This is a genomic window from Moorella thermoacetica (assembly GCF_001267405.1).
GTDB classification, from domain to species: Bacteria; Bacillota; DSM-521; order Neomoorellales; family Neomoorellaceae; genus Neomoorella; species Neomoorella thermoacetica.
The window spans coordinates 2,434,200-2,459,033 of the sequence record NZ_CP012369.1 but is presented as its reverse complement, the minus strand read 5'-3'; the positions used below and the strand labels follow the sequence as shown (position 1 = coordinate 2,459,033).

Sequence of the window (24,834 nt, the reverse complement as noted above, 5' to 3'; positions counted from 1 at the left end):
GGAAGTCCATGGCCAAGAAATCTTTGCGCGTTAAACAAGCTCGACCCCAGAAATTTAAAGTACGCGCTTATAACCGCTGCCTGCGCTGCGGGCGTCCCCACGGTTATATGCGGAAGTTTGGCCTGTGCCGGATCTGTTTCCGGGAACTAGCATACAAAGGAGAACTTCCCGGCATCGTTAAAGCCAGCTGGTAACTGCGGGGACTAGTAGGAAGGGGGTAGTTGCAGTTGATGACCGATCCCATTGCAGATTTCCTGACCCGCATCCGCAATGCGAACATGGTCTATCAGGAAAAGGTAGAGGTACCGGCCTCCAGGGTAAAGCGGGCCCTGGCTGAGATTCTAAAGAACGAGGGTTATATTAAGAACTATGAGTATATCGAAGACAACAAGCAGGGCATATTAAGGCTTTATCTCAAGTACGGTCCCAACAAGGAAAAGGTGATTACCGGTTTGAAACGTATCAGCCGCCCGGGCCTGAGGGTCTATGCCAAGAAGGGAGAGATCCCCAGGGTACTGGGGGGCCTGGGCGTAGCCGTAATTTCCACCAGTAAAGGTATCCTGACGGATAAGGAAGCCCGCCGGCAAGGTGTCGGCGGCGAGGTAATCTGCTACATCTGGTAGGACTGGAGGTGATCGGGTGTCACGGATAGGTAAGAAACCGGTCAAGATACCGGCTGGAGTAGAGGTAAACATTGAGGGCAATACAGTTACCGTCAAGGGCCCCAAGGGAAAACTGACGCGCCAGTTTCCGGCCGAGATAACCATCAGCCGGGAAGGCGAGGAACTGCAGGTTAGCCGTCCCTCGGATGCCAAACCTCATCGCGCCCTCCATGGCCTCTCCCGCGCCCTGCTCCAAAATATGGTCGACGGCGTAACCCGCGGTTTTGAAAAAGGGCTTGAGCTGGTAGGCGTCGGTTACCGGGCCGCCAAGCAGGGGAACAAACTGGTTCTTTCGGTGGGATACTCCCATCCGGTGGAGATGGTACCCGGTGAGGGGTTGGAAATTGAAGTACCGGCTCCCAACAAAGTAATTGTTAAAGGGATTGATAAAGAGGCGGTTGGCGCCCTGGCGGCTAAGATTCGCGACGTGCGGCCCCCGGAACCCTATAAGGGTAAAGGAATCAAATATGAGGGAGAGTACATCAGGCGCAAGGTTGGTAAAACTGGCGCCAAGGGCGGTAAGAAATAGGAGGTAAAGGGATGTTCATCAAGAAAGACCGGAAACTCGCGCGGCAGCGGAAACACCTGCGGGTCCGGCGGCGTCTCATGGGTACCCCGGAGCGGCCTCGCTTGAGCGTTTATCGCAGCCTCCGCCATATTTATGCCCAGGTGATTGACGATACTAGGGGCGTTACCCTGGTAGCCGCTTCGACCCTTGATCCGGCCCTCAAGGGACTGGAATCCACCGGGAATATAACTGCCGCCAGGAAAGTGGGCGAGCTTATTGCCCGGAAGGCCCTGGCTAAGGGCATCAATAAAGTAGTTTTTGATCGCGGCGGTAATATTTATCATGGTCGCATCGCTGCTGTAGCCGAAGGTGCCCGGGAAGCGGGACTTAATTTCTAAGGAGGGAAGGAGGGGAAAAATGGCGCGCATCGAAGCCAGGGAACTCGACCTGACGGAAAAGGTGGTTAGCGTTAACCGGGTGGCCAAAGTGGTTAAAGGCGGTCGCCGCTTTAGCTTTGCTGCCCTGGTAGTTGTCGGTGATGGCAAGGGCCATGTCGGCGCCGGACTGGGAAAGGCCAGCGAGGTCCCGGAAGCTATCCGCAAAGGTATCGAAGATGCGAAGAAGAATCTTATTAAAGTCCCTATGGTAGGTACAACCATTCCCCATGAAATCATTGGTCATTTTGGGGCAGGTAAGGTTTTATTAAAACCCGCGGCTCCTGGTACCGGCGTTATCGCCGGAGGCCCTGTACGAGCGGTTCTCGAGGCTGCGGGTATCCGTGATATTTTAACGAAGAGCCTTGGCTCGGCCAACCCCAATAATGCCGTTTATGCCACTATCGAGGGTTTGAAGGGTCTGAAGCGAGCGGAAGAAGTGGCCCGCCTCCGGGGTAAAACGGTTGCCGAGCTTATCGGCTAGGAGGAATAGGCAGTGGCAAATTTAAGGATAACCCTTGTCAAGAGCCTCATTGGCCGGCCGGAGACCGAGAGGAAAACGGCCCGGGCCATGGGATTGAAGAAACTCCACCGGCAGGTAGTTTGCCCGGATACGCCGGTAACCAGGGGGCAGGTCCAGAAACTGGCCCACCTGGTCCGGGTTGAATCCATCGAATAGGAGGTGATTATGGTGCGTCTCCACGAATTACATCCAGCTCCCGGTTCCCGTCCCCGCGCCACCCGGGTAGGCCGGGGTATAGGCTCCGGCCTGGGCAAGACCTCCGGACGCGGGCATAAAGGTCAGAAAGCCCGTTCCGGCGGCGGTGTTCGCCGGGGTTTCGAAGGCGGTCAGATGCCCCTGACCCGGCGTCTGCCCAAGCGGGGGTTTACCAATATCTTTGCCCGGAAACTGGTACCCATTAATGTTGGTGAACTCGAGCGGTTTGAGCCTGAGACCGTGGTTACGCCAGAACTGCTTCATGACGCCGGCCTGGTGAAGCAGGCCCGGGATGGGGTGAAGATCCTCGGTGACGGCGAACTGACCAAAAAGTTGACTGTCAAGGTTCAGGCGGCTAGCCGTAAAGCCATTGAAAAGATTGAGGCTGCCGGCGGCAAAGTCGAGGTGATGTAGGTGCTAGACACCCTGGCCAGCGCCTGGAAACTGGAAGACCTGCGGAAGAAGATTTTTTTCACTTTGCTCATGTTTGTAGTCTTTCGCCTGGGTGCCCATGTTCCGGTACCGGGTATCAACAATGCCATTTTAAAGGAATTGATTGGTACCGGGACGATCTTCGGGTTTTTTGACGTAATTTCCGGCGGGGCTTTTAAGCGCTTTACCATCTTTGCCATGGGCATTATGCCCTACATCAATGCCTCGATTATCATGCAGCTCCTGACAGTGGTCATCCCGGCCCTGGAGCGCCTGGCCAAGGAGGATATTGAGGGCCGAAAAAAAATCGTCCAGTATACACGCTACGGGACAGTTATTTTAAGTATACTCCAGGCCCTGGGCATGGGCCTGTACCTGGCTCGCTCCCATGCCTTCCTGCGGCCGGGCCTTTATAACTACCTGGTGGTAGTTATAATGCTTACAGCGGGAACGACTTTTCTTATGTGGATGGGCGAACAGATTACCGAAAAGGGTATCGGCAATGGCATCTCCCTGATCATCTTTGCCGGTATAGTATCGCGCCTGCCGGCAGGGGCGGCCAGCCTCTACCAGTACGTTACCTCAGGAACGGTCAATATTATTTCCCTGCTTGTCTTTGCCATTGTGGCTGTGCTTATTATAGCTGCCGTGGTGGCAGTACAGGAAGGGGAACGCCGGATTGCCGTCCAGTATGCCAAACGGGTGGTGGGCTGGCGTGTCTATGGTGGCCAGAGCACCCATATACCCCTGAAAGTCAATCAGGCAGGGGTTATTCCCGTAATCTTTGCCATGTCCATCCTGCTCTTTCCCAGTACCCTGGCGTCCTGGTTTCCCCAGAGCAGTTTGGCCCAGACAATAGTCCGGTTCTTCGATCCCCGGTCGGCTTTCTATATGATCCTGTATGCCCTGTTAATTATCTTCTTTACCTATTTTTATACGGCTGTGACCTTTAACCCCCAGGACGTGGCCGATAATATGAAGAAATATGGTGGTTTTATACCGGGCTTAAGACCAGGGCGTCCTACGGCCGAGTATATTGAACGGATCCTGGCCCGGGTAACCCTGGCCGGGGCTATTTTCCTGGCGTTTATTGCCGTACTGCCCAATCTTCTCATGGCTATCACCGGGATCAACGTCTATTTCGGCGGCACTTCCCTGCTGATTGTCGTGGGTGTGGCACTGGAAACCATGAAACAACTGGAATCCCACCTGTTGTTGCGGCACTACCAGGGCTTTATGAAATAACAACCGGGAGGCTTAAAGGCATGCGCTTGGTATTACTTGGACCACCCGGCGCCGGGAAAGGGACCCAGGCCAGGGAGATTAACCAGCGCCTGGCCATACCCCATATTTCTACCGGCGATATGTTCCGCGAGGCGATCAAAAGGGGGACGCCCCTGGGACGCCAGGCGGAAGTATATATCAAGGGCGGGCGCCTGGTTCCTGATGAGGTAACTATTGGGTTGGTGCAGGAACGCCTGGTTCAACCTGATTGCCGGAATGGCTTCCTCCTGGACGGCTTTCCCCGGACAGTAGCCCAGGCGGAAGCCCTGGATTCCTGGCTGTCGAGCCGGGGGGAGAGGTTGGATGCCGTTATTGACATCGAGGTGCCCCGGGATGCTTTGCTGGAGCGCCTGACAGGGCGCCGGGTTTGCCGCCAGTGCGGGGCCACCTATCATGTGCGCTATAACCCGCCTGCAGTACCGGGGAAGTGTGATGCCTGCGGTCAGGATCTGGTCCAGCGGGCCGACGATACAGAAGCCACGGTGAACAAGCGCCTGGATGTTTATAACGAGCAGACGGCTCCCCTCGTTAACTACTACCGGCAGCGCGGTCTTTTAAAGGAAATTGACGGCAGCCAGGCCATCCCGGCGGTAATCCTGGCTATAGGCAGGGCCCTGGGAAGAGACTGGCAATGATTATTTTAAAATCGCGCCGGGAAATAGCCCTGATGCGGGAGGCAGGCCGGATAGTCGCCGGTGCCCTGGCCAAACTACAGGAGCATATAGCTCCCGGCATCACTACCGGCGAGCTGGACCGGATTGCCGAGGAGTATATCCGCCGGCATGACGCCGTGCCGGCCTTCAAAGGTTATCACGGCTTTCCCGCCAGCATCTGTGCGTCAGTGAACGAGGAAGTTGTCCACGGGATCCCGGGTTTAAAGAAGCTGGTAGCAGGAGATATTATTAGTATTGACATTGGCGTGGTAAAAAATGGTTATGTCGGTGATTCGGCTGCAACCTTTCCAGTTGGAGACATTGATTCCGGCAAAAAGCAGTTGCTTGCTGCTACCCAGGCTGCTCTTCAGGAAGGCATAAAGAAGGCGGTAGTCGGGAATCGCCTGACGGATATCTCCCATGCCATCCAGGCCTTCGTCGAAGCCAGGGGATTTTCAGTAGTGCGAGATTACGTGGGTCACGGTGTGGGCCGTGCCATGCATGAAGACCCCCAGGTTCCCAACTTCGGACCCCCAGGTTACGGTCCCCGACTGCGGGTGGGAATGGTCCTGGCCATCGAGCCTATGGTCAATGCAGGCACCCATGAAGTATATACCCTGCCCAACCGCTGGACGGTGGTAACCAGGGACGGGCAACCTTCGGCTCACTTTGAGCATACAGTAGCGATAACGGAAAACGGGCCGGAAATACTGACGCTACTCTAACTTGCTGGATGGAGGCGGAGGTTATGCCAGCAGGACAACTGCAAGTTGGGCAACTGGTTTTTTCGCGGGCCGGCAGGGATCGCGGTCATCCCTTCCTGGTTTGGGGAATAGCCGGACCCGGCCGGGTCTACCTGGTTGACGGGAAACTACGGCGCACCGGTAAACCAAAATTAAAGAACGTTCTCCACGTGCAGCCGGTCAACCAGATTGCCAGGGGTATTGTGGAGCGTTTGAACCGGAAGGAAATGGTTACCGACGCTGAAGTACGCCAGGCTATTGCCCAGCTCTTAGGGACAGAAAGGGCTTAAGAAGGAGGGGTTTATTTGGCCAAAGAGGATGTCATTGAAGTCGAAGGCAAGGTAATTGAACCCCTGCCCAACGCCATGTTCCGGGTGGAGCTGGCCAATGGGCACCGGGTCCTGGCCCACGTTTCGGGTAAAATCCGGATGAATTTCATCCGCATTTTGCCCGGAGATCGGGTGACGGTGGAATTGTCACCTTATGACTTGAACCGGGGCCGGATTGTTTACCGCTATAAATGAACTGGGAGGGTTATAGTTGAAAGTTAAGCCTTCGGTAAAGCCGATTTGCGAAAAATGCAAGGTGATAAAGCGCAAAGGCAAAGTTATGGTCATCTGCGAGAATCCCAAGCATAAGCAAAAACAGGGGTAGACGGGAGGTAAAAGCGGAAATGGCGAGGATTGCCGGGGTGGACCTGCCCCGCGATAAACGGGTGGAGGTAGCCCTGACTTATATCTATGGCATCGGCCGGCCCAAGTCCAACATGATCCTGGCAGCGACTGGAGTCAACCCTGATACCAGGGTCCGGGACCTGACAGAAGACGAAGTCAACCGGTTGCGGGATTATATCGATAAAAATGTTGTTGTCGAAGGCGATTTACGCCGGGAAGTTTCATTAAATATCAAGCGCCTCATGGAAATCGGTTGTTATCGGGGACTGCGCCACCGGCGGGGGCTACCGGTCCGCGGCCAGCGTACCAAGACCAACGCCCGCACGCGCAAAGGCCCGCGCCGGACTGTAGGCGTACGGCGTAAAAAATAAGGGGGAGAGAATATGCCACCACGTAAAACCGCCCGGCCGCGCCGGCGGGATCGCAAGCATATTGAAAGCGGTATTGCCCATATTAAATCAACCTTCAATAATACCCTGGTGACCATTACCGATAAAAACGGAAATGCTATTTCCTGGGCCAGCGCCGGCACCGTGGGGTTCAAGGGTTCCCGGAAGAGTACACCCTTTGCGGCCCAAATGGCGGCTGAAGCTGCCGCCAAGCAGGCCATGGAACATGGCCTGCGGGAGGTCGAGTGTTACGTCAAGGGACCGGGGGCCGGCCGGGAAGCGGCCATTCGTTCCCTTCAGGCCGCCGGGCTGGAGGTCAGCGTTATTAAAGACGTCACACCTATTCCCCATAACGGTTGCCGTCCTCCTAAACGGCGCCGGGTTTAGAGAGGAGGAGATATTTTGGCAAGGTATAAAGATTCCACCTGCCGTCTCTGCCGACGAGAAGGGACCAAACTTTTCCTGAAGGGTGACCGCTGCTATTCCGATAAATGCGCCGTTGCCAGGCGCTCCTATCCCCCCGGCCAGCACGGGCAGGGACGGAAGAAGGTCTCGGAATACGGCTTGCAATTGCGGGAGAAGCAGAAGGTACGCCGTATCTATGGCATCCTGGAGCGCCAGTTCCGCAACTACTTCGAGAAGGCTGAACGCCAGAAGGGCGTTACCGGTGAGAACCTGTTGATTCTTCTAGAAAGGCGCCTGGACAATGTTGTTTATCGCCTGGGATTTGCCGATTCCCGAGCCGAAGCCAGGACCCTGGTCCGCCATGGCCATTTCCTGGTAAATGGTCGCAAGGTCAATATTCCCTCTTATTTGGTCCGGCCTGGCGATACCATCAGCGTCCGGGAAAAAAGTAAAGCCAGCCCCAAGTTTAAGGAGATTGCCGAGGCAGCAGCCCACAGGAACGTACCGGCCTGGCTGAAGGCCGATAGCAGCACCCTGGAAGGGCATGTCCTGGCCCTCCCTACGCGGGAACAGATTGACACGCCGGCCCAGGAACACCTCATCGTTGAGCTGTACTCCAGGTAAAATTCAAACCGGTTGAGCTCACGAGAAGGAGGGGAACAATGCTGGAAATTGAAAAGCCTAAGATAGAGTGCCAGCATCTGGACGACAAATACGGGCGCTTTGTTGTGGAGCCCTTGGAACGTGGCTATGGGATTACCCTGGGCAACTCCCTGCGACGGATGCTCCTGTCATCCCTGCCGGGAGCGGCCGTTACATCGGTGAAGATCGAAGGGGTTCTCCATGAGTTTTCAACAATCCCGGGGGTCGTTGAGGATACGACTGATATTATCCTGAACATCAAGTCCCTGGCCTTGAAACTCCACAGCGATGAACCTAGGGTAATCCGTATTGAAGCAGACGATGAAGGGGTAGTCACTGCCGGTGATATTATTACCGGCGCCGACGTTGAGATCTTAAACCCCGAACAGGTTATCGCCACCGTCGAAAAGGGAGGCCGCCTTTACATGGAAATGACGGTGGAGAAGGGGCGGGGTTACGTCAGCGCCGATAAGAATAAGAAAGAAGACCAGCCAATCGGGATTATACCCGTAGATTCCCTGTTTTCACCGATTCACAAGGTGAATTACACAGTGGAAAACACCCGGGTAGGCCAGATTACTGATTACGATAAGCTCACCCTGGAAGTCTGGACCGATGGCAGTATTGCCCCCGATGAAGCAGTGAGCTCGGCTGCCAAAATACTCATAGAGCACATGCGCCTTTTTTTAGGGTTGACGGAGCGGGTTAGTGATGAAGTCACCATGGTGGAAAAGGAAGAAGAGACCAGGGATCGACTCATGGATATGTCCATCGAGGAACTCGACCTGTCAGTACGCTCCTACAACTGCTTGAAGCGGGCCGGCATTAACACCGTAGCCGAGCTGTTGCAGCGTTCTGAAGAGGATATGATGAAGGTCCGTAACCTGGGCAAGAAGTCCCTGGAAGAGGTTACCCAGAAGCTGAGTGAACTGGGCCTGAGCCTGCGTTCAAGTGAAGAGTAAAGGGGGGAATTTGCAAGGTTATGGCTTACCGTAAGCTGGGCCGCCTGGCCGGCCATCGTAAAATGATGCTCCGGAATATCGTCACTTCACTTCTTAAGCACGGTAAGATTGAGACAACAGAACTACGGGCCAAAGAACTCAAGAGCCTGGCTGAGAAGATGATCACCCTGGGCAAAAGGGGCGATCTCCATTCCCGCCGCCAGGCCCTGGCCTATCTCCTTGATGAAGACGTCGTCACCAAACTCTTTAAGGAGATTGGCCCCCGCTACGCTGATAAGAACGGCGGGTATACCCGCATAGTGAAGACCGGTTTTCGCCAGGGCGACGGCGCCCCCATGGTCCTAATTGAACTGGTGTAGAAAATGATTGCCATCCAGGGCGCAACCTATATCTATCCTGGTTCAACCGTGCCGGCCCTGGAAAAAATCGACCTGGCCATCGAACCAGGGGAATTTCTGGCCATCACCGGGCCCAACGGTTCCGGTAAATCGACGCTGGCACGGCTATTAAACGGCCTTCTCCGGCCCCGGCAGGGCCGGGTACTGGTGGACGGGATGGACACCGGTGATGACACCGCCCTGATAACCATCCGGCGCCGGGTAGGCATGGTCTTCCAGGATCCTGACAATCAGCTGGTAGCGGCAACGGTTGCTGAGGATGTAGCCTTCGGGCTGGAGAACCTGGGTTTGCCGCCGGCAGAAATAGAAAAGCGGGTTGATCTGGCCCTGAGGTCAGTCGGCCTGGAGGACCTGGCTGCCAGGCCACCCCACCTTCTTTCCGGTGGACAGAAGCAGCGCCTGGCCCTGGCAGGAGTCCTGGCTATGGAACCTCGCTATCTGGTCCTGGATGAAGCTACGGCCATGCTGGACCCGGTGGCCAGGGAGGAGATCCTGGAGCAGGTCCTAAGGCTGCGGCAGGAGCAAGGGATAGCCATTATCCTTATTACCCATTTAATGGAAGAGGCCGTCCGGGCCGACCGGATGCTGATTATGAAATCCGGCCGGATATTCTGGCAGGGTAGCCCCCGGGAGCTCTCCTACCAGGAACGCATCCTGGCTGCAGCCGGGCTCCGGTTACCTGCGGTGATTGCCCTGGCTAAATCTTTACGCCAGGGGGGAATTAAACTGGCGACAAATCCGGTGTGTGTGGAGGAGCTGGCCCGGGCTTTATGGAAATTAGCCTCCAGGGAATAGATTTTGCCTACCAGGTAGCTGGCCGACAGTTACCTGTTCTCTATAATATCAACTTGAAAATTTCGGCGGGGGATTTCCTCGCCTTTACCGGCGCCGGGGGATCGGGGAAGTCAACCCTGGCCCAGATTATAGCCGGTTTATTGGAACCGACGGCCGGCAAGGTCAGCCTGGATGGCCGGGTACTGCCGGGTCGTGGCAAGTTCCGGGGCCCGTCTCCCTGGTCCCGGATAGGGATGGCCTTCCAGATGCCGGAGCAACAGCTCTTTGCCGAGACAGTAATGGAGGATGTCTCCTTCGGGCCCAGGAATATGGGTCTCAGCCCTGACAGGGTCAAGGCCAGGGCATATAAGGCCCTGGAGGCCGTAGGTTTGGATCCGGAAACCATAGGTGACCGCTCACCTTTTACCCTAAGTGGCGGCCAGCGACGGCGGGTAGCCCTAGCCGGTATCCTGGCCATGGAACCGGAGGTTTTGATTCTGGACGAACCTACCGCCGGCCTGGACCCGGCCGGGCAGGAACTGGTCCTGGACCTGATCCGGGACTTCGCTCGCCTACGGGACAGGGCAGTAGTTGTAGTTTCCCATAATATGGCCGAGGTGGCCGCAATAGCCAATCAGGTCCTGGTCCTGCACCAGGGCCGGATAGCCCTGCGGGGAACACCGCGGGATATCTTCCGCCAGGAAGAAGCCCTGCGGGCCTATGGGCTGCTACCACCACCACTGACGCAATTAATGCACTCCCTTAAGCAAAGGGGAGCCCCGGTGCCGACGGATGTCCTGACCCTGGAAGAGGCGCAAGAAGCCATCCTGCACTGGCTAAAGGGGTGAGCAGGAAATTTAATGGTGTGGCAGCTGGTGGTTTTACAGGGATGCCATAGTCTGGGTTAAAGGAGGGATGGTGGTGGCCTTTGAATTGGGCCAATATGTACCAGGGAACAGCGCCATCCACCGCCTGGATCCACGGTCGAAGTTGCTGGGCCTGTTCCTTTACGGCCTGGCCCTTCTAGTGGCTCCCACCGGTGAATCGGCTTTCCTCGCAGGGGCCGTAGCCCTACCCGCGGTCCTGGCGGCCGGCTTATCACCATCCTTTATCTGGAAGCAGCTGCGGCCGCTGGCCTTCTTTCTGGCTCTTATTTTTTTCCTCCAGCTTGCCACTACGCCGGGGACGATCCTGGTGTATCTAGGGCCCGTGCCGGTAACCCGTGAGGGATTCAACCTGGGCCTCCTGGCCCTGGCCCGGGTATTTTTCCTGATTTTGGCTGCCGTTCTGCTTACGGCCACTACTGACCCCCTGGCTCTGGCCGACGGGTTGGAGCGCCTCCTGGCGCCGGGCCAGAGGATCGGCTTGCCGTCCCAGGAACTGGCCCTGATGCTGACCCTGGCTTTGCGTTTTGTCCCCACCCTCCTGGAAGAGGCCGAGAGGATTATGCGCGCTCAGATGGCCCGCGGGGCCTCCTTCCGGGGCCTGCAGGTAAAAAACCTTTTGCCCCTGGTCATCCCCCTCTTTGTCAGCGCCTTTCGCCGGGCGGAAGACCTGGCGGAAGCCATGGAAGCGCGGGCGTACCAGGGGGGCAAAGGCCGCACCAGGATGCGGGAGTTAAACTTCACAGCAACCGATTTTCTCTTTCTTCTGCTGGCTGGCGCCCTGGCAGCTGGAACGTTATTTTACCGGCTGAAGTCCGGCAACTAGCCGGCCGGGCCGGCGTTTTCCCCAGGCCCCTGGTATTTTCCCTTTCAGCACGCGGAGGATTACTGGCGATGCCCTGCCTGAAGATTACCCTGGCCTATGACGGCAGCAATTATGCCGGCTGGCAGGTCCAGCCGGAGGCCCACGGTCCTACTGTTCAAGGTGAGGTAGCCGCCGCTCTAAAACGGTTGACCGGGGAGGAAATAACTCCGGTAGCTGCCGGGCGAACCGACGCCGGGGTCCATGCCCGGGGGCAGGTAATCAGCTTTAGTACCCGGGCCCGGATACCCGTGGAACGCTGGCCCCTGGCCCTGAACAGCGTCTTGCCGGCAGACATTGCCGCCCTGGAGGCGGTGGAGGTAGCGCCGGATTTCCATGCTCGCTATTGCGCCAAACGAAAATGGTATCGTTATACCATCTATAACAATCGCGTTCCCGATGTTTTCTGCCGCCGTTATAGCTGGCACTTGCGGCAGCCCCTCGATGTAATAGCCATGGCCCGGGCGGCGGCTTACCTCCAGGGTTGCCACGATTTCCGCTCCTTTTGCGCCGCCGGTAGCCCGGTGCGCCACTTTGAGCGGCAGGTGCAGCAGGCCAGCGTCAGTCAGAACGGCCCCTTTATCTATTTTGACGTCATAGCCGATGGTTTCCTCTACCATATGGTCCGGATTATGGTCGGCACACTGGTGGAGATCGGCCGCCGTCGCCTGGTGCCGGAAGCTATCCCGGCCATCCTGGCGGCCCGTTCCCGGGAAAAGGCAGGACCGACGGCCCCGGCCCGTGGACTCTGCCTGGAGCGCGTGGAATACTAATTCCTTGACTTGCAAGGTGTTATTGCTTAAAATATGACTGTTGACAGGAACAGGAGGGAAAAAATGTCCACTTTTATGGCCAAACCCCATGAGGTTGAGCGTAAGTGGTATGTAATCGATGCGGCCGGGAAGACCCTGGGCCGTGTGGCCACCGAAGCTGCCCGCCTCCTCAGGGGTAAACATAAACCCATCTTTACCCCCCATGTGGATACCGGCGACTACGTGATTATCATCAACGCCGCGAAAGTCCGCCTTACAGGTAATAAACTTCAGAAGAAGCAGTATATCCGCCATACCGGTTACCCCGGCGGTTTAAGGGTTATGAACTACGCTACCCTGCTGCGGACCTTCCCCGAAAGGGCCGTTGAGAAGGCCGTGAAGGGAATGATTCCCCATAATAGCCTGGGCCGAAAAATGGTTAAAAAGTTGAAGGTCTACCGGGGCGATAGCCATCCCCATGCCGCCCAACAACCGCAGGTATGGGAAATTAAGGACTGACGGAAGGAGGCGACCGTTATGGCCCAAGTACAGTTTTACGGCACCGGGCGGCGGAAGAACGCTATCGCCAGGGTGCGCCTGGTTCCCGGGGAGGGGCGTATTATCGTTAATAACCGGCCTCTGAATGAATATTTCGGCCAGAAGATCCTTGAAATGCTGGTCCGCCAGCCCTTGGAGGTAACCGATATGGCCGGGCGTTTCGACGTCCTGGCGCGGGTGGAAGGCGGCGGTACCACCGGTCAGGCCGGCGCTATCCGGTTGGGCATTGCCCGGGCCCTTTTACAAGCTGACGGGGATTTACGGCCGGTATTAAAACGGAACGGTTTTCTCACCCGAGACCCGCGGATGAAAGAAAGAAGAAAATACGGCTTAAAGAAAGCGCGCAAGGCGCCACAATTCTCCAAGCGCTAAAGGGAGGCCTCGTATATGCACATCCAGACGGTTTTTACCCCGCGCCTGCAGGCCAGCGTTAAGACAGGCGGCTGTGGCAACTGCCACGTATCTTGTCAGTCGGCCTGTAAGACCTCCATTACCGTGAGCAACCAGCCCTGCGAACGTAAAGTCAGGAACTAACCTCCGGGCCCGACACCACCTGTCGGGCCTTTGTTGTATATGTGGAAAGGAAGAGAAAATTGACCGCAACCTTAAACCTGCAAATGGTCGACTGGCAGGGTGACCTGCACTGGTTCGACTTTGAAGACCTGACCCTACTCCTGGATGTCAACAGCGGTGCCGTACACCTCATTGACGCCGCGGCCCGGGATGTCCTGGAGGAGTTAAGGGACCGTCAGGAACAGGGCGTACTGACGGCGGAGGACTTGATCACCGTCCTGCCCCGGGCCGTCCGGACCTGGGGAACGGCTACCGTCCTGGAGGTATGCCGGGAACTGGCAGCCAGACAGGCCGCCGGTACCCTTTTTAGCGTCGATGAAGTCGGCAGGAATTACCGGCCGCCGCAGCCTTCCCTCCAGGCCCTCTGCCTGCATGTTGCCCACGATTGTAACATGCGCTGCCGTTACTGCTTTGCCGACGGAGGTCCCTTCGGTAGCGAGCGCGGTCTCATGAACCGGGATACCGGTTATGCGGCCCTCGATCTCCTCTTCCGGGAAGCAGGCAACCGCCCGCGGGTAGAGGTAGACTTTTTCGGTGGGGAACCCCTTTTGAACTTCGGTGTGGTCCGGGAACTGGTGGCTTACGGCCGGGAAAAGGCAGCCGCAGCCGGTAAGGGAATCAGCTTCACTCTGACAACCAATGGCCTGGCCTTAAGCCCGGAAATTGAAAACTACTTGATCACTGAGGGCGTGAGCGTCATCCTGAGCCTGGATGGTCGCCGGGAGGTCCATGATTTCAACCGGCCTGACGCCGCCGGCCGGGGCACTTATGAACGAGTTGTCCCCAGGGAGCAGCATTTTGTCGCTAGCCAGGGGCACCGGGACTACTGGGTCCGGGGAACCTACACTCGCCAGAATCTTGATTTTACCAGTGATATCCTGCATATGGTAGAGTTAGGGTTTCGTTACCTGTCCATGGAGCCGGTGGTAGCGGCCCCTGAGGCCGAATATGCTATTAAAGAGGAAGATTTACCCCGGCTGGCAGGGGAGTACCGGCGCCTGGCCCGGATTTACCTGGAGAGGGCGAGGGCAGGAAAAGGTTTTTCCTTTTTTCATTTCAATATCGATGCCGCTGCCGAGCCGTGCCTGACAAAAAGACTTACCGGTTGTGGTGCCGGTACCAGTTACCTGGCTGTAACCCCGGCAGGGGACCTCTATCCCTGTCACCAGCTCGTCGGGCGTAAGGATTACTGCCTGGGTAATGTCCGGGAGGGAATCCGGCGTCCCGAGCTGCGGGAAGCCTTCCGCCAGGCTTATGTCTATAACCAGCCGGCCTGCAGTCGTTGCTGGGCACGCTTTTATTGCAGTGGCGGCTGCCACGCGGCCAACCTGGCTGCTACCGGCGACCTGCGCCAGCCGGCACCAATCGCTTGCGCCATCCAAAAAATGCGCCTGGAAGCCGCCCTTTACGTTCAGGTAAAAATGGCGGGAAAATTTTGTTGAGGGGGCAGGATTCCTGGCAAGTGAGGTAGAATATTTTTATTTACGGGTTATTTTTTTGGAGACGAGGAGGAATGCCATGCCGCCGCCAGATAAGCTACCGCAGCTAGCGGCCAGCGTAGGGCGCTTCCTAAAAAAGCTGCCCTTACGGTGGGCAGGAATAAGGGATAATAAAGGAAAAAGAGTATTAGTAATAACTGGTATTTTAGCCGGCGGCCTGCTCTTAGCAGCCTGGCACCAGCTTACAACCCCGAATGCCCTGGCTGTTTTCATCAACGGCCAGCAGGTGGCAATAGTAGCCACCCGGGAACAGTTCAACCGGGCCTTACAGGAGATCCTAAAAGAACGAGGGGCTGGCAGTTACCAGGGTGTGCGCTATACCGATCAGGTAGATTTTAAAGCAGTCCGGGCCAATCCGCAGGAAGTTATAGCGGAGGAACAATTAAAAAGCCTCCTGGCCGAAAGATTGCACCTGGTGGCGGCGGCAACGGTCATTACCATTGACGGGCAGCCGCGGCTGGTTTTGAAAGACGATGCTACCGCTGACGCTGTTCTGGCCGCGTTTAAACAGGCCTTTGAACCACCGGCGGCTATAGGGCAGGTCCAGGAGGTCAAATTTTTGGAACAAGTGGCTTACGAGCACCGCCAGGCCAGTCCGGAAGAGATTTTAAGCCCGGAAGCGGCCCTTGCCAAGTTGAAGGGAACAGCAGCCAGCAGTAGCACCTATACTGTTAAAGAAGGGGATTCCCTCTGGTCCATTGCCAGGGAACATAACCTGCTGGTTGACGACATTAAAAGGGCCAACCCCGAGATCCAGGGAGAACGCCTGGATATCGGGCAGCAATTGAAACTGACAACAGTACAACCATTGCTTCAGGTGATGGTTGTTTATAATCAGGATATCAAGGAACCGGTACCCTTTGAAACCCGGGTAGAAAAAACGGCTGACCTTTTACGAGGCCAGGAAAAGATAATTCAGGAGGGCACAGAGGGCGAACAACTGGTTACTTACCAAGTAGTGACCAGAAATGGTGTGGTCGTAGACAAAAAGATACTTCGGCAGCAGGTCCTTACGGAACCGGTTGCCCGGGTGGTACAGCAGGGTACGGGGGTAACAGCCCTGGCTTCCCGGAGCGGCGGTTCCGGGCTCCTGGCCTGGCCCATCCGCGGGTATATCACTTCCCCCTATGGCTACCGGGGTAGCGAGTTTCACTCAGGCCTGGATATTGCGGGCAGTATCGGCGAACCGGTGGGAGCGGCTGCAGGCGGAGTAGTTGTTAGCACCGGTTACGACGGTGGCTACGGTCGGATGGTAGTAATCGACCATGGTGGCCTGGTTACCAGGTATGCCCATTTATCTGGTTACAATGTAAGGCCGGGCCAGCGGGTATCTCAAGGCCAGATCATCGGTTATGTAGGGGTTAGCGGCCGTACCACAGGCCCCCACCTGCACTTTGAGGTCCTGGTCGGAGGCAGCTTCCGCAACCCGGCCAGTTATCTGAGGTGAAAGTTGTCATAGCCCCCAAGATATCTATAACGCTTTGGCGGAAAACCATCAGTGAATAAGATAGCCATAATCATCCTTACGGACAAGCCGTAAGGATTTTTTCTCTTGCAATGACTAAAGTAGTGGCGTATACTAACTATAGTTTTAACGAAAGGAGGTTGCATGATGGATTTCAGCAAGGTGCATAATATAGCCATAGTCGGCTTATCTGATAAAGAAGACCGGCCCTCCTACCAGGTGGCCAGGTACCTCCAGGATCACGGCTTCAGGATCATCCCCGTGAACCCGGCTGTTGAGACCATCCTGGGGGAGAAAGCATACCCTGACCTGGAGGCCATCCCGGCAGATATACCCATAGATATTGTGGACGTCTTTCGCCGGGCCGAAGCCGTACCCCCGATTGTCGACGCGGCCATTAAGCGGGGTGTACCGGTAATCTGGCTCCAGGAGGGAGTTGTTCATGAGGAAGCCGCAGCCCGGGCCCGGGCCGCAGGACTGGAAGTCATTATGGACCGCTGTATCAAGAAGGAGCACCTGCGTTCCAGTAATCCTCTGTAACAACGGGAAGGACCATGTGCCCTTTGGTGGTGACTCGTTTCTAACAGTCCAGAAGGATGCGGGCTGGTATTAGCCTAAAACAAGGGATAACAAGCCAGCTCCTGACAGAGTTATTTTTAAGAAGGAGGCTGCCCCATGGTCTACGACTTAATGATTATCGGCGGCGGGCCGGCAGGGCTGACGGCAGCCTTGTACGGCGCCCGGGGGGGTTTGAATACCATTCTGCTGGAGATGGGCGCCCCCGGTGGGCAGGCCGGCCAGACCGACAGGATCGAGAATTACCCGGGCTTTCCCGATGGGATCACCGGTATTGACCTGGCCATGAAGTTTGCCGAACAGGCCCAGCGATTCGGCGCCAGGTTGGAAATGACCACCGTCAGGGAGGTTGACTTTTCCGGGGCCAATAAAAAGGTTATTACCAGCAACGGCGAATATGAGGCCCGGGCTGTGATTATCGCCAGCGGCGCCCATCCCCGTCCCCTGGGGGTGCCCGGGGAAGCCGAATTGCGCGGGCGCGGTGTTTCTTATTGCGCTACCTGCGACGGGGCCTTCTTCCGAGACAAGAAGGTGGCTGTAGTTGGCGGCGGTGACTCGGCGGTAGAAGAAGCCCTGTTTTTAACTCGCTTTGCCAGCCAGGTCACCATTATTCACCGCCGTGACGCTCTGCGCGCCACCAGGGTCATTCAGGATCGCGCCCGGGATAACCCGAAGATCTCCTTCCAATGGAATACGGTAGTCAACGCCATCCAGGGTAAGGATAAGGTTAGCAGCCTGCAGTTGAAGGATGTGCGTACCGGGGCCCTCCGGGAAGAGCCCTTTGACGGGGTGTTTATTTTCATCGGCCTGGAGCCCAACACTGACTTCCTCGGCGGGGCCTTAACCCTGGACCCCGACGGCTATATTGTTACCAGGGAAGACCTGGCCACATCCATTCCCGGTGTCTTTGCCGCCGGTGATGTTCGCGCTAAGAATTTTCGCCAGGTGAGCACGGCGGTAGGCGACGGTGCGGTAGCCGCCATGGCGGCGGAACGTTACCTGGCCAACCTTTAACCTTAAAACCGGCACCCGGTAGGGAACAGGGGAAAGGTTAAACTTGACGCTGACCAGTTGCAGGCGTATAATAAAAATATACCTATTAGGGGTATAGGGGGTGAAAAAGGTGGCAGAAGTAACCTTGCAGGTGGAGGGTATGTCCTGCAACCATTGCAAAATGAGTGTTGAAAGGGCCCTTAAGAATCTGGACGGCGTTACCGCCGCGACAGTTGACCTGGGGGCCCGGACGGCCCATGTTACTTATGATTCCAGCCGGGTCGATATCGAGGCCATGAAAAAGGCCATTAGCGATGCCGGCTATGAAGTAAAGTGAGGATATCCGGAGCGTAGCGCTCCGGATTTTTTATGCCACTCATTACCAGTGATACTGTCACCAAGCTGTAGTATAATCGAAACCGGGAGTTTTCCTGGGGAGGGGAGAACCATGTTCCAAGCCTGGTGGCAGGTTTTTCTTATTTTTTGCCTTATTTTTTTGGTTTTGACCGGAGGCCTCTTTTTTTCTCAGACAGAGTTGCCACGGACTGTGACTTATGGATTGATGCGCCAGTTAATAGCGGGGTATACCGCCTGGCAGACCAGGGGATGGGCGAGCCTCACCAGTACCCATTTTATCCTGCGTTACCAACCCGGAGACGCCGATGTAGCTCCCCTCGTTCTGGAGACCGCCGAAGCGGCTTATGAACCTGCTTCCCGGCTCCTGGGATACCGCCCGGGAGGGAAGCTCCTGATTCTCCTGTACCCAGACCGGGCCAGCCTGGCACGCCAGTTTGGCTGGCCTGCCAGCGAGGGTGCCATGGGTGTTTACTGGGGTGGGGTCGTCCGGGTGCTTTCACCTCATGATTGGGTTGAGAGCCAGGATCCGAGTGAGGTTGCCGCCATCTTTAAAACCGCCGGACCTGTGGCCCATGAATTTACCCACCTCCTGGTGGATATGAAGGCCCGGGGGAATTATCCGCGCTGGTTGACGGAGGGCGTTGCCCAGGAGGTGGAACGGCGGCTCACTGGCTTTACCATGCCTGGGTCAGACCGGGCGCAGGCCTGGTACCCCCTGAAGGATATGGACAGGGGCTTTGACAGCTTGCCCGACCAGTCTCTGGCTTATCGCCAGTCTTGGTTGATAGTAGATTTCCTGGTCCGGGAGCGAGGTATAACAACCCTCCGCCAGCTGCTGGCCAGTCTCGGGGAGGGAGACACCTTGGACCAGGCCTTTCGGCAAGTGCTGGGGTTAAGCCTGGACGATTTTGAAAGGAATTTTAAAAAGAGTGTTCCAGTGGAGCGGGCCAGGGTCTCTCTGCCGGCAGGTTAATCACTAAGTAATTCTGTGCCGCGAAAAGTACTTTTTTGCTATCCGTAGACCAATGTCCCAGAGCCATTCGTGTTATCGCTCAAGCCTTTGGCCTTGTAGTAAATAAAGGTATAGGTGGAGGTTGAAAGCAATAAATCCGATATTCAGGAGGTTTTCGGGGAATGGCCCGGGAAAAGGAGTTATAAAGAAGGTAGCGCCAGGCAATATTAAAACTGATAACCAGGAAATCATCCGGCGGGGCGGGGCCTTTTATGGCGGCTGTCGCTCCCCGAGGAAACAAGGGGGTTGCCTTCTTGAAGCGCTTTTTTCCCGGCGGTTTGAGGCGCTACCGGATACTCCTTCTGGTCTCATTAGTTTTTTTGAGTTCTATCCTGGGGGCGGGAGCCGCCCTCTATTTCGCACCGCGATTGATGTTCCGCCCCCTGCCACCAGCGTCCCCACCCCAAGGCTTGATTAACCAACCCGTAGGCTTGCCGGCCCAGTATACCGCCGATTCACCGGTAGTCACTATTGCCCGGCAGGTGGGCCCTTCCGTCGTGGGGGTTCAGGCCATGACCGGTACCAATTATACTGGCGACGGCGTGGTAAAGCAGGGTTCGGGAGTAATCTTTGATACCACTAACGGCTATATTGTTACCAATAACCACGTTATTGCTGGCGCCGGTCGGATAACAGTCAGCCTGGACCGGGAGCAAACCTATCCGGCGACCCTGGTAGGTGCCGATGAGCGTAGCGATCTGGCGGTATTAAAGGTCCAGGGGCCCAATCTCCCCCAGGCGCGCCTGGGGGATTCCAGCACCCTGCAGGTAGGGGAAACTGTAGTAGCCATTGGTAACCCCCTGGGACGGGAGTTTGCCCGGTCGGTAACCGTAGGGGTAATCAGCGCTTTGAACCGGGAGGTAACAGTTCCCGGGTCCCGGGGTGTGGAGATAACCCTCCGTGTCCTCCAGACCGATGCCCCAATTAACCCTGGCAACAGCGGCGGCGCCCTGGTTAACCTGCGAGGTGAGATTATCGGCATCAACAGCGTCAAGATTGCCGCCAGTGGTGTCGAGGGAATGGGTTTCGCCATTCCCATAAACGACGTCCGGCCCATTATTGACCAGATAATCACCCGCGGCTATGTCACCCACCCCTTCCTGGGAGTTTATAACCTCCAGGAGATTACCCCGGAGATGGCCCAGTGGTATAATATACCTGTAGGCGTCTATGTCGGGGGTGTCTTCAAGGATGGCCCGGCAGCCAAGGCCGGCCTGCAGGTAGGAGATGTCATCACCGCCGTAGAGAACCAGAAAGTCGCCACCTATGATGACATCCAGCGCCTGATCAATAAGAAATCCCCGGGGGATCAGGTGACGGTGACTATCCGGCGCCTCAAGTCGCCAAACCCGGTCAACTACACTATAACCCTGGGGGAATTACCTAAATAGGACGGGCGGCCTGATTGGGCAGGCCATCACAAAGCAGAGCCGCCTGGAGCGAAGCTATTTTTGGGGTACCATGCTCCCTTCGCCGGGGCGCCCATGGTGATGCCCTTTACCTGTAGACAATGGCATGGACCATGGATAGGTTCCCTCGACAGGGAGGCAAAAGCACCGGTAAAAAAACCCTCCGCCGGGCAAGCTGTGGGCCGGGTTTACCGGATGGAAACCATCGGAGGCCGGAACCCGTACCCCTGTACATAACACGGCCCTTCCCAAATTTTTGGCAAAATCCTATTGGCAAGGAACGGCGGGGGGACATACCCCGTCTATAAAGAAGAACCAATTATACCGGAGAAACCCCGGAGGTACCAATGTTACACCTTACCATCGTCGCCGTCGGCCGGGTGCGGGAGAAATACCTGGTCGCCGGGATTGAAGAATATCTGAAGCGTCTGCGGCCCTATGCCCGCGTGCGTATCCTGGAGGCTCCCGAGGAGAAGGTGCCCGATAAACCCTCACCCGCTGGGGTCGAGCAAATCTTGGCCAGCGAAGGCCGGGGTATAGGAAGGCTGATACCTCCCGGCAGTTTTACCGTAGCCCTGGACCGGGAGGGGGTAATGCTATCCTCGGAAGAACTGGCCGGCAGGCTGGCGGATCTGGCCCTGGCTGGAAAAAACGAAGTAGCCCTGATTATCGGCGGTACCCTGGGTCTGGCAACATTTATCCTTCAACAAGCTGATCTACGCCTCTCTTTTTCCCGCTTTACCTTCCCCCACCAGCTTATGCGCCTGATACTCCTGGAGCAATTGTACCGGGCCTTCAAAATCCAGCGGGGTGAAACTTACCACCGTTAAAACCGTACATGACGGTGATTTTTTTGGTCATAATACTTCCTGGATATGTTTACCAGGGAGGCCAGAATACTCTTGACGAGGCACTACCGTTACCTGCAGCGCTATACTGAAGTGGCTACCGTACTTCTCCGCCACGGCTGGCAGGCTTACTGCGAAACCCGCCCCCGCCGCGCTCCGGCCCGGTGCCCCCTGGTTACAGGTCGGGAGCCAGGCGATCCGGTTTACCGGCACCTGCGCCTGGCCTTTGAGGAACTGGGACCGGTTTTTATCAAGCTGGGCCAGCTCCTGAGTACCAGGCCCGACCTGATACCGACGGAGATGGCTGCGGAATTCAGCTACCTCCAGGACCGGGTACGGCCCCTGGCCCCGGACGTCATCCGGCAGCAGGTCTTCCGGGAACTGGGGACTGCTCCGGAAAAGGCCTTCAGTTACTTTGATTACCAGCCCCTCGCGGCGGCATCCATCGCCCAGGTCCATAAAGCCCGGTTACCTGGTGGCCAGGAGGTGGCCGTCAAGGTGCAGCGCCCCCAGCTCGATGGGGTGGTCGTTACCGACCTGGCCGTCCTGGAGAATCTCGGCCGGAGATTCAAGGGCACCGTCGTCGGCCGTATTTGTGCCTTGGAGGAGATCCTGGCCACCTTTCGCCGCCAGATTGAACGGGAACTCGATTTTACCGTGGAAGCCCTGGCCATGGAGAATTTTCGCCGCCTGTACCGTGAGTTTCCGCAGATAGTGGTCCCCAGGGTTTACTGGGATTATACGACCAGGGGCCTCCTGACCATGGATTACCTGGCCGGGAAAAGGCTCAGCGACTGGTACGGGAAGGGTACGGACTGTCAGCGGGCAGCCCTGCTTATCAAGGCGCTCCTGGCGCCTTTTTTCCAGGAAGGCATCTTCCACGGCGACCCCCATCCGGGAAACATTCTCTTTCTTCCCGGCGGTCGCCTGGGCTTAATTGATTTTGGCATCGTCGGTCGCCTGGATGAGGATTATCGTTACCAGGCTGCCAGGCTGATTCTAGGCCTCCAGGAACGCGATTTACAGGCCGTAATGGAAGTAACCCTGAAACTGGGTAAGCCCATGGCCGCAGTAGATTACCAGGCCCTCTATGAAGACACGGCAGAACTGGTTGACCGGGTGACCGGCATGGGCAAAGGGGATGTCAATCTGGCCGGTCTCCTGCTGGGAATGGTGGAACTGGCCCGCCGCCATAGCATCCGTATGCCCGGTACCTTCTTCGTCCTGGGGCGGACGATTATGGAAGGGGAGAGCCTGGCCCGCCGCCTGGATCCTTCCCTGGATCTGGTGCAGGTAAGCGGGCCCCTGGCTGCCAGTTACCTGCGCAGCCGCCTGCGTCCCAACCCCACGCCCGGGCGAACCTACCACCGGGCGGCCTCAACCCTGCAGGATTTGCTGGAACTGCCGCGGGATATCTCCCGCAGCCTGGATAAACTTGCCCGGGGGCAGTTAACTACCATTTTTGTCCACCGGGGCCTGGAAACCCTTTACCACAGACTGGATATGGTTTCCGCCCGGCTTTCTGCCGCTCTCATCGTGGCTGCCCTCATCGGCGCCGGGGCCCTAATCCTCCACGCGGGTGCCGGTCCTAAAACCGGTGGCCTTTCCCTCCTCGGTCTGGGAGTGCTGGGCGGCGCCCTTATCCTGGGTTGTCTCTGGGCTCTGCTCCTCAAGGTAGGACAGAAGGAATAGCCCCCATGTCCTTTTCCTGGAGGTTGAACAGGGGTACCACCCCCTTGCCTTTTGCCGTCAGTCACAATAGAATTATAGAGGTGATGCATTGGGGAGGCTGTAGTTATGGGTAAAGAGATTCTGGTTATCGGACACCAGCGACCGGACACAGATTCCATCGCCGCAGCCATCGGTTACGCTGCCCTGCGGAACAAAACGGATGGGGGCGGTTTTCAAGCGGCGCGTTGCGGCAAGCTAAACGGGGAGACGGAATTCGTGCTGTCATATTTTGATGTACCCGTACCTCCCCTGGTAAACGACGTTCGCGCCCGGGTGAAGGATGTCCTGGACGGGGGACTGCTCTTCATCCAGCCGGGGGCTACAGTGCGCCAGGCCGGGATTTTTATGCGCCAGCACGGCGTCAAGACCCTGGCGGTGGTCGATGAAAACCGGCATCTTCTGGGCCTGTTTACCGTCGGTGACCTGGCCCGGCTCCTCCTGGAGGCCTGGGATACCGGTAATGTGCCCATGGATGAACCCGTTTATAAGGTTATGCAGAGCGATAACCTGGTAATCTTTAACCAGGACGATTTAATTACCGAGGTCCGCCGCACCATGCTGGAAACTCGCTACCGCAACTACCCGGTAGTAGACGACAATCACTGTCTGGTCGGCCTGATTGCCCGTTATCACCTGCTGGCCATGCGAGGAAAAAGGGTAATCCTGGTCGATCACAATGAAAAAAGCCAGGCGGTACCCGGGATAGAAGAAGCCGAAACTGTGGAGATAATCGACCACCACCGGGTGGCTGATATTGAGACGGCCGAACCCATCATGGTGCGTAACGAGCCCGTCGGTAGTACGGCAACCATCATCGCCAGGATGTATAAAGAGCGGGGCCTGGATCCAGATGCAGCCATAGCCGGGGTTTTATGCGCTGCTATTCTCTCGGATACCCTGTTGTTTAAATCGCCGACAACTACCCAAGTTGATAAAGAACTGGCGGCCTGGCTTGCTGATATTGCCGGGTTAGACGTCGCCAATTTTGGCCGCGAAATGTTCCGGGCCGGGTCTTCCTTGAGGGGCCGCTCGGGCCGGGAAATAATTCTGGAGGACTTCAAGAGCTTCAATTTTGGCAGCAACCGGGTCGGCATCGGTCAGATTGAGATTATTGACCCCGACACCCTGCCCGTGGGCCGGGACGAACTCCAGGCCGAATTGGAAAAACTTCAGGCCGAGAAGCAGTACGACCTGGTCGTCCTTATGGTAACCGATTTAATGCGCAACGGTACGGAATTACTTTTTGCCGGGCCCCAGGGCCGGGCGGTAGAACTGGCCTTTAACGTCACCCCGGGGGAGAAAAGTGTCTTCCTGCCCGGGGTCATGTCCCGTAAAAAACAGGTCGTACCTCCCCTGCGGCGGTTGCTGCAGGGATAATGTGGTTTTAACCTTGCCCGGGAAACCGCCTTCCCGGGTAAAATTTTATTGTCATGTGTCTTGTCATCTATCTTGACTTGAGGTAAAATAAGTTTAAGGGAAGCGCTTCCAAATAATCCCTCATGGCACTCCGACCGCCTTCATCGGCAACGGGCTACCTGGTCCGGGCGAGGGAGGACAGGAGCGGCAGCGAGCAGGGAGATGGAGGATTAAGGCAGGGCGGGCGGTTACCGGCAGGCGTCGCTGCGCCTTTTAGTAGC

35 protein-coding genes are annotated in these 24,834 nt (G+C 56.8%); all 35 read left to right on the top strand.

Features of this window, described 5'->3' with window-relative positions; translation table 11 throughout:
• Positions 1-8 precede the first annotated feature (8 nt).
• The 35 genes from MOTHE_RS12180 to MOTHE_RS12010 all read left to right on the top strand — a co-directional run bounded on the left by MOTHE_RS12180 (position 9) and on the right by MOTHE_RS12010 (position 24,574).
• The gene (locus MOTHE_RS12180; RefSeq protein WP_011393924.1) at positions 9-194 is read left to right on the top strand and encodes a type Z 30S ribosomal protein S14; all 186 of its coding nucleotides are present in this window, start codon (positions 9-11) and stop codon (positions 192-194) included.
• A 36-nt stretch (positions 195-230) separates the two neighbouring features.
• A complete protein-coding gene (gene rpsH, locus MOTHE_RS12175; protein WP_036371522.1) occupies positions 231-623 on the top strand; it encodes a 30S ribosomal protein S8 in 393 nt (130 codons plus the stop codon).
• 16 nt (positions 624-639) lie between these two features.
• Entirely contained in the window at positions 640-1,191 is a 552-nt protein-coding gene (gene rplF, locus MOTHE_RS12170) for a 50S ribosomal protein L6 (RefSeq protein WP_011393922.1), read from the top strand.
• A gap of 11 nt (positions 1,192-1,202) precedes the next feature.
• A complete protein-coding gene (gene rplR / locus MOTHE_RS12165; RefSeq protein WP_011393921.1) occupies positions 1,203-1,568 on the top strand; it encodes a 50S ribosomal protein L18 in 366 nt (121 codons plus the stop codon).
• A gap of 19 nt (positions 1,569-1,587) precedes the next feature.
• Positions 1,588-2,088, top strand: coding sequence for a 30S ribosomal protein S5 (rpsE, locus tag MOTHE_RS12160; RefSeq protein WP_011393920.1), 501 nt, complete (start codon positions 1,588-1,590; stop codon positions 2,086-2,088).
• Between the two features lie 12 nt (positions 2,089-2,100).
• Positions 2,101-2,283, top strand: a complete 183-nt coding sequence (gene rpmD / locus MOTHE_RS12155; RefSeq protein ID WP_011393919.1) for a 50S ribosomal protein L30 — start codon at positions 2,101-2,103, stop codon at positions 2,281-2,283.
• A 12-nt stretch (positions 2,284-2,295) separates the two neighbouring features.
• Positions 2,296-2,736 (top strand): 50S ribosomal protein L15, encoded by a 441-nt coding sequence (gene rplO, locus MOTHE_RS12150; protein WP_011393918.1) that lies wholly within the window; start codon positions 2,296-2,298, stop codon positions 2,734-2,736.
• On the top strand, positions 2,737-3,999 hold the full coding sequence (gene secY / locus MOTHE_RS12145) for a preprotein translocase subunit SecY (protein ID WP_053095173.1): 1,263 nt from the start codon (positions 2,737-2,739) through the stop codon (positions 3,997-3,999). It abuts the gene before it with no gap.
• Positions 4,000-4,019: 20 nt separating this feature from the next.
• Positions 4,020-4,673: an adenylate kinase gene (locus MOTHE_RS12140; RefSeq protein WP_011393916.1), complete on the top strand. Its 654-nt coding sequence runs from the start codon at positions 4,020-4,022 to the stop codon at positions 4,671-4,673.
• Positions 4,670-5,416 carry a type I methionyl aminopeptidase gene (gene map, locus MOTHE_RS12135; protein WP_011393915.1) on the top strand — a complete coding sequence of 249 codons (747 nt, stop codon included), beginning with the start codon at positions 4,670-4,672 and terminating at the stop codon, positions 5,414-5,416. The genes MOTHE_RS12140 and map overlap by 4 nt, the downstream gene beginning before the upstream one ends.
• Before the next feature lie 23 nt (positions 5,417-5,439).
• A complete protein-coding gene (locus MOTHE_RS12130) occupies positions 5,440-5,724 on the top strand; it encodes a KOW domain-containing RNA-binding protein (protein WP_011393914.1) in 285 nt (94 codons plus the stop codon).
• Between the two features lie 15 nt (positions 5,725-5,739).
• A complete protein-coding gene (gene infA / locus MOTHE_RS12125; RefSeq protein ID WP_011393913.1) occupies positions 5,740-5,958 on the top strand; it encodes a translation initiation factor IF-1 in 219 nt (72 codons plus the stop codon).
• 16 nt (positions 5,959-5,974) lie between these two features.
• The gene (gene rpmJ, locus MOTHE_RS12120; RefSeq protein WP_011393912.1) at positions 5,975-6,088 is read left to right on the top strand and encodes a 50S ribosomal protein L36; all 114 of its coding nucleotides are present in this window, start codon (positions 5,975-5,977) and stop codon (positions 6,086-6,088) included.
• Positions 6,089-6,107: 19 nt separating this feature from the next.
• Complete coding sequence (rpsM, locus tag MOTHE_RS12115; protein ID WP_011393911.1) at positions 6,108-6,479, top strand: 30S ribosomal protein S13; 372 nt, start codon at positions 6,108-6,110, stop codon at positions 6,477-6,479.
• 12 nt (positions 6,480-6,491) lie between these two features.
• Complete coding sequence (gene rpsK / locus MOTHE_RS12110) at positions 6,492-6,884, top strand: 30S ribosomal protein S11 (protein WP_011393910.1); 393 nt, start codon at positions 6,492-6,494, stop codon at positions 6,882-6,884.
• A 15-nt stretch (positions 6,885-6,899) separates the two neighbouring features.
• Positions 6,900-7,526 carry a 30S ribosomal protein S4 gene (rpsD, locus tag MOTHE_RS12105; RefSeq protein WP_011393909.1) on the top strand — a complete coding sequence of 209 codons (627 nt, stop codon included), beginning with the start codon at positions 6,900-6,902 and terminating at the stop codon, positions 7,524-7,526.
• Positions 7,527-7,564: 38 nt separating this feature from the next.
• Positions 7,565-8,506, top strand: coding sequence for a DNA-directed RNA polymerase subunit alpha (locus MOTHE_RS12100; RefSeq protein ID WP_011393908.1), 942 nt, complete (start codon positions 7,565-7,567; stop codon positions 8,504-8,506).
• 20 nt (positions 8,507-8,526) lie between these two features.
• Positions 8,527-8,865, top strand: a complete 339-nt coding sequence (gene rplQ / locus MOTHE_RS12095; RefSeq protein ID WP_011393907.1) for a 50S ribosomal protein L17 — start codon at positions 8,527-8,529, stop codon at positions 8,863-8,865.
• A gap of 3 nt (positions 8,866-8,868) precedes the next feature.
• Positions 8,869-9,699: an energy-coupling factor transporter ATPase gene (locus MOTHE_RS12090; protein ID WP_011393906.1), complete on the top strand. Its 831-nt coding sequence runs from the start codon at positions 8,869-8,871 to the stop codon at positions 9,697-9,699.
• The gene (locus MOTHE_RS12085; RefSeq protein ID WP_053095172.1) at positions 9,675-10,526 is read left to right on the top strand and encodes an energy-coupling factor transporter ATPase; all 852 of its coding nucleotides are present in this window, start codon (positions 9,675-9,677) and stop codon (positions 10,524-10,526) included. Before MOTHE_RS12090 ends, MOTHE_RS12085 begins: the two co-directional genes overlap by 25 nt.
• A 73-nt stretch (positions 10,527-10,599) precedes the next feature.
• Positions 10,600-11,388, top strand: coding sequence for an energy-coupling factor transporter transmembrane component T family protein (locus tag MOTHE_RS12080; protein WP_201776963.1), 789 nt, complete (start codon positions 10,600-10,602; stop codon positions 11,386-11,388).
• Between the two features lie 68 nt (positions 11,389-11,456).
• Entirely contained in the window at positions 11,457-12,197 is a 741-nt protein-coding gene (truA, locus tag MOTHE_RS12075) for a tRNA pseudouridine(38-40) synthase TruA (RefSeq protein ID WP_011393903.1), read from the top strand.
• A gap of 63 nt (positions 12,198-12,260) precedes the next feature.
• A complete protein-coding gene (rplM, locus tag MOTHE_RS12070) occupies positions 12,261-12,695 on the top strand; it encodes a 50S ribosomal protein L13 (RefSeq protein ID WP_011393902.1) in 435 nt (144 codons plus the stop codon).
• Positions 12,696-12,713: 18 nt separating this feature from the next.
• On the top strand, positions 12,714-13,106 hold the full coding sequence (gene rpsI / locus MOTHE_RS12065) for a 30S ribosomal protein S9 (RefSeq protein WP_011393901.1): 393 nt from the start codon (positions 12,714-12,716) through the stop codon (positions 13,104-13,106).
• 15 nt (positions 13,107-13,121) lie between these two features.
• A complete protein-coding gene (gene scfA / locus MOTHE_RS13030; RefSeq protein ID WP_071520317.1) occupies positions 13,122-13,268 on the top strand; it encodes a six-cysteine ranthipeptide SCIFF in 147 nt (48 codons plus the stop codon).
• 59 nt (positions 13,269-13,327) lie between these two features.
• Entirely contained in the window at positions 13,328-14,749 is a 1,422-nt protein-coding gene (scfB, locus tag MOTHE_RS12060) for a thioether cross-link-forming SCIFF peptide maturase (protein WP_080997209.1), read from the top strand.
• 76 nt (positions 14,750-14,825) lie between these two features.
• Complete coding sequence (locus MOTHE_RS12055) at positions 14,826-16,253, top strand: peptidoglycan DD-metalloendopeptidase family protein (RefSeq protein ID WP_011393899.1); 1,428 nt, start codon at positions 14,826-14,828, stop codon at positions 16,251-16,253.
• A gap of 165 nt (positions 16,254-16,418) precedes the next feature.
• Positions 16,419-16,811: a CoA-binding protein gene (locus MOTHE_RS12050; RefSeq protein WP_011393898.1), complete on the top strand. Its 393-nt coding sequence runs from the start codon at positions 16,419-16,421 to the stop codon at positions 16,809-16,811.
• Positions 16,812-16,946: 135 nt separating this feature from the next.
• A complete protein-coding gene (trxB, locus tag MOTHE_RS12045) occupies positions 16,947-17,861 on the top strand; it encodes a thioredoxin-disulfide reductase (protein ID WP_011393897.1) in 915 nt (304 codons plus the stop codon).
• A gap of 139 nt (positions 17,862-18,000) precedes the next feature.
• Positions 18,001-18,177, top strand: a complete 177-nt coding sequence (locus MOTHE_RS12040; RefSeq protein ID WP_053095285.1) for a cation transporter — start codon at positions 18,001-18,003, stop codon at positions 18,175-18,177.
• A 210-nt stretch (positions 18,178-18,387) separates the two neighbouring features.
• The gene (locus tag MOTHE_RS12035) at positions 18,388-19,170 is read left to right on the top strand and encodes a peptidase MA family metallohydrolase (protein WP_162490101.1); all 783 of its coding nucleotides are present in this window, start codon (positions 18,388-18,390) and stop codon (positions 19,168-19,170) included.
• A gap of 293 nt (positions 19,171-19,463) precedes the next feature.
• Entirely contained in the window at positions 19,464-20,600 is a 1,137-nt protein-coding gene (locus MOTHE_RS12025; protein ID WP_053095169.1) for a S1C family serine protease, read from the top strand.
• Between the two features lie 365 nt (positions 20,601-20,965).
• Entirely contained in the window at positions 20,966-21,448 is a 483-nt protein-coding gene (gene rlmH / locus MOTHE_RS12020; protein WP_053095168.1) for a 23S rRNA (pseudouridine(1915)-N(3))-methyltransferase RlmH, read from the top strand.
• A 72-nt stretch (positions 21,449-21,520) separates the two neighbouring features.
• The gene (locus tag MOTHE_RS12015; protein WP_053095167.1) at positions 21,521-23,158 is read left to right on the top strand and encodes an ABC1 kinase family protein; all 1,638 of its coding nucleotides are present in this window, start codon (positions 21,521-21,523) and stop codon (positions 23,156-23,158) included.
• Between the two features lie 105 nt (positions 23,159-23,263).
• Positions 23,264-24,574 (top strand): putative manganese-dependent inorganic diphosphatase, encoded by a 1,311-nt coding sequence (locus MOTHE_RS12010; RefSeq protein ID WP_011393891.1) that lies wholly within the window; start codon positions 23,264-23,266, stop codon positions 24,572-24,574.
• Positions 24,575-24,834: the final 260 nt, after the last annotated feature.

Excerpts from the sequence above, each read along its gene's own strand:
- MOTHE_RS12180 (WP_011393924.1), top strand. The coding sequence starts at position 9 with ATGGCCAAGAAATCTTTGCGCGTTAAACAAGCTCGACCCCAGAAATTT.
- rpsH (WP_036371522.1), top strand. The coding sequence starts at position 231 with ATGACCGATCCCATTGCAGATTTCCTGACCCGCATCCGCAATGCGAAC.
- rplR (WP_011393921.1), top strand. The coding sequence starts at position 1,203 with ATGTTCATCAAGAAAGACCGGAAACTCGCGCGGCAGCGGAAACACCTG.
- rpsE (WP_011393920.1), top strand. The coding sequence starts at position 1,588 with ATGGCGCGCATCGAAGCCAGGGAACTCGACCTGACGGAAAAGGTGGTT.
- MOTHE_RS12140 (WP_011393916.1), top strand. The coding sequence starts at position 4,020 with ATGCGCTTGGTATTACTTGGACCACCCGGCGCCGGGAAAGGGACCCAG.
- map (WP_011393915.1), top strand. The coding sequence starts at position 4,670 with ATGATTATTTTAAAATCGCGCCGGGAAATAGCCCTGATGCGGGAGGCA.
- MOTHE_RS12130 (WP_011393914.1), top strand. The coding sequence starts at position 5,440 with ATGCCAGCAGGACAACTGCAAGTTGGGCAACTGGTTTTTTCGCGGGCC.
- rpsM (WP_011393911.1), top strand. The coding sequence starts at position 6,108 with ATGGCGAGGATTGCCGGGGTGGACCTGCCCCGCGATAAACGGGTGGAG.
- rpsK (WP_011393910.1), top strand. The coding sequence starts at position 6,492 with ATGCCACCACGTAAAACCGCCCGGCCGCGCCGGCGGGATCGCAAGCAT.
- MOTHE_RS12100 (WP_011393908.1), top strand. The coding sequence starts at position 7,565 with ATGCTGGAAATTGAAAAGCCTAAGATAGAGTGCCAGCATCTGGACGAC.
- rplQ (WP_011393907.1), top strand. The coding sequence starts at position 8,527 with ATGGCTTACCGTAAGCTGGGCCGCCTGGCCGGCCATCGTAAAATGATG.
- MOTHE_RS12090 (WP_011393906.1), top strand. The coding sequence starts at position 8,869 with ATGATTGCCATCCAGGGCGCAACCTATATCTATCCTGGTTCAACCGTG.
- MOTHE_RS12085 (WP_053095172.1), top strand. The coding sequence starts at position 9,675 with ATGGAAATTAGCCTCCAGGGAATAGATTTTGCCTACCAGGTAGCTGGC.
- truA (WP_011393903.1), top strand. The coding sequence starts at position 11,457 with ATGCCCTGCCTGAAGATTACCCTGGCCTATGACGGCAGCAATTATGCC.
- rplM (WP_011393902.1), top strand. The coding sequence starts at position 12,261 with ATGTCCACTTTTATGGCCAAACCCCATGAGGTTGAGCGTAAGTGGTAT.
- rpsI (WP_011393901.1), top strand. The coding sequence starts at position 12,714 with ATGGCCCAAGTACAGTTTTACGGCACCGGGCGGCGGAAGAACGCTATC.
- scfA (WP_071520317.1), top strand. The coding sequence starts at position 13,122 with ATGCACATCCAGACGGTTTTTACCCCGCGCCTGCAGGCCAGCGTTAAG.
- MOTHE_RS12055 (WP_011393899.1), top strand. The coding sequence starts at position 14,826 with ATGCCGCCGCCAGATAAGCTACCGCAGCTAGCGGCCAGCGTAGGGCGC.
- MOTHE_RS12050 (WP_011393898.1), top strand. The coding sequence starts at position 16,419 with ATGGATTTCAGCAAGGTGCATAATATAGCCATAGTCGGCTTATCTGAT.
- trxB (WP_011393897.1), top strand. The coding sequence starts at position 16,947 with ATGGTCTACGACTTAATGATTATCGGCGGCGGGCCGGCAGGGCTGACG.
- MOTHE_RS12040 (WP_053095285.1), top strand. The coding sequence starts at position 18,001 with ATGTCCTGCAACCATTGCAAAATGAGTGTTGAAAGGGCCCTTAAGAAT.
- rlmH (WP_053095168.1), top strand. The coding sequence starts at position 20,966 with ATGTTACACCTTACCATCGTCGCCGTCGGCCGGGTGCGGGAGAAATAC.
- MOTHE_RS12010 (WP_011393891.1), top strand. The coding sequence starts at position 23,264 with ATGGGTAAAGAGATTCTGGTTATCGGACACCAGCGACCGGACACAGAT.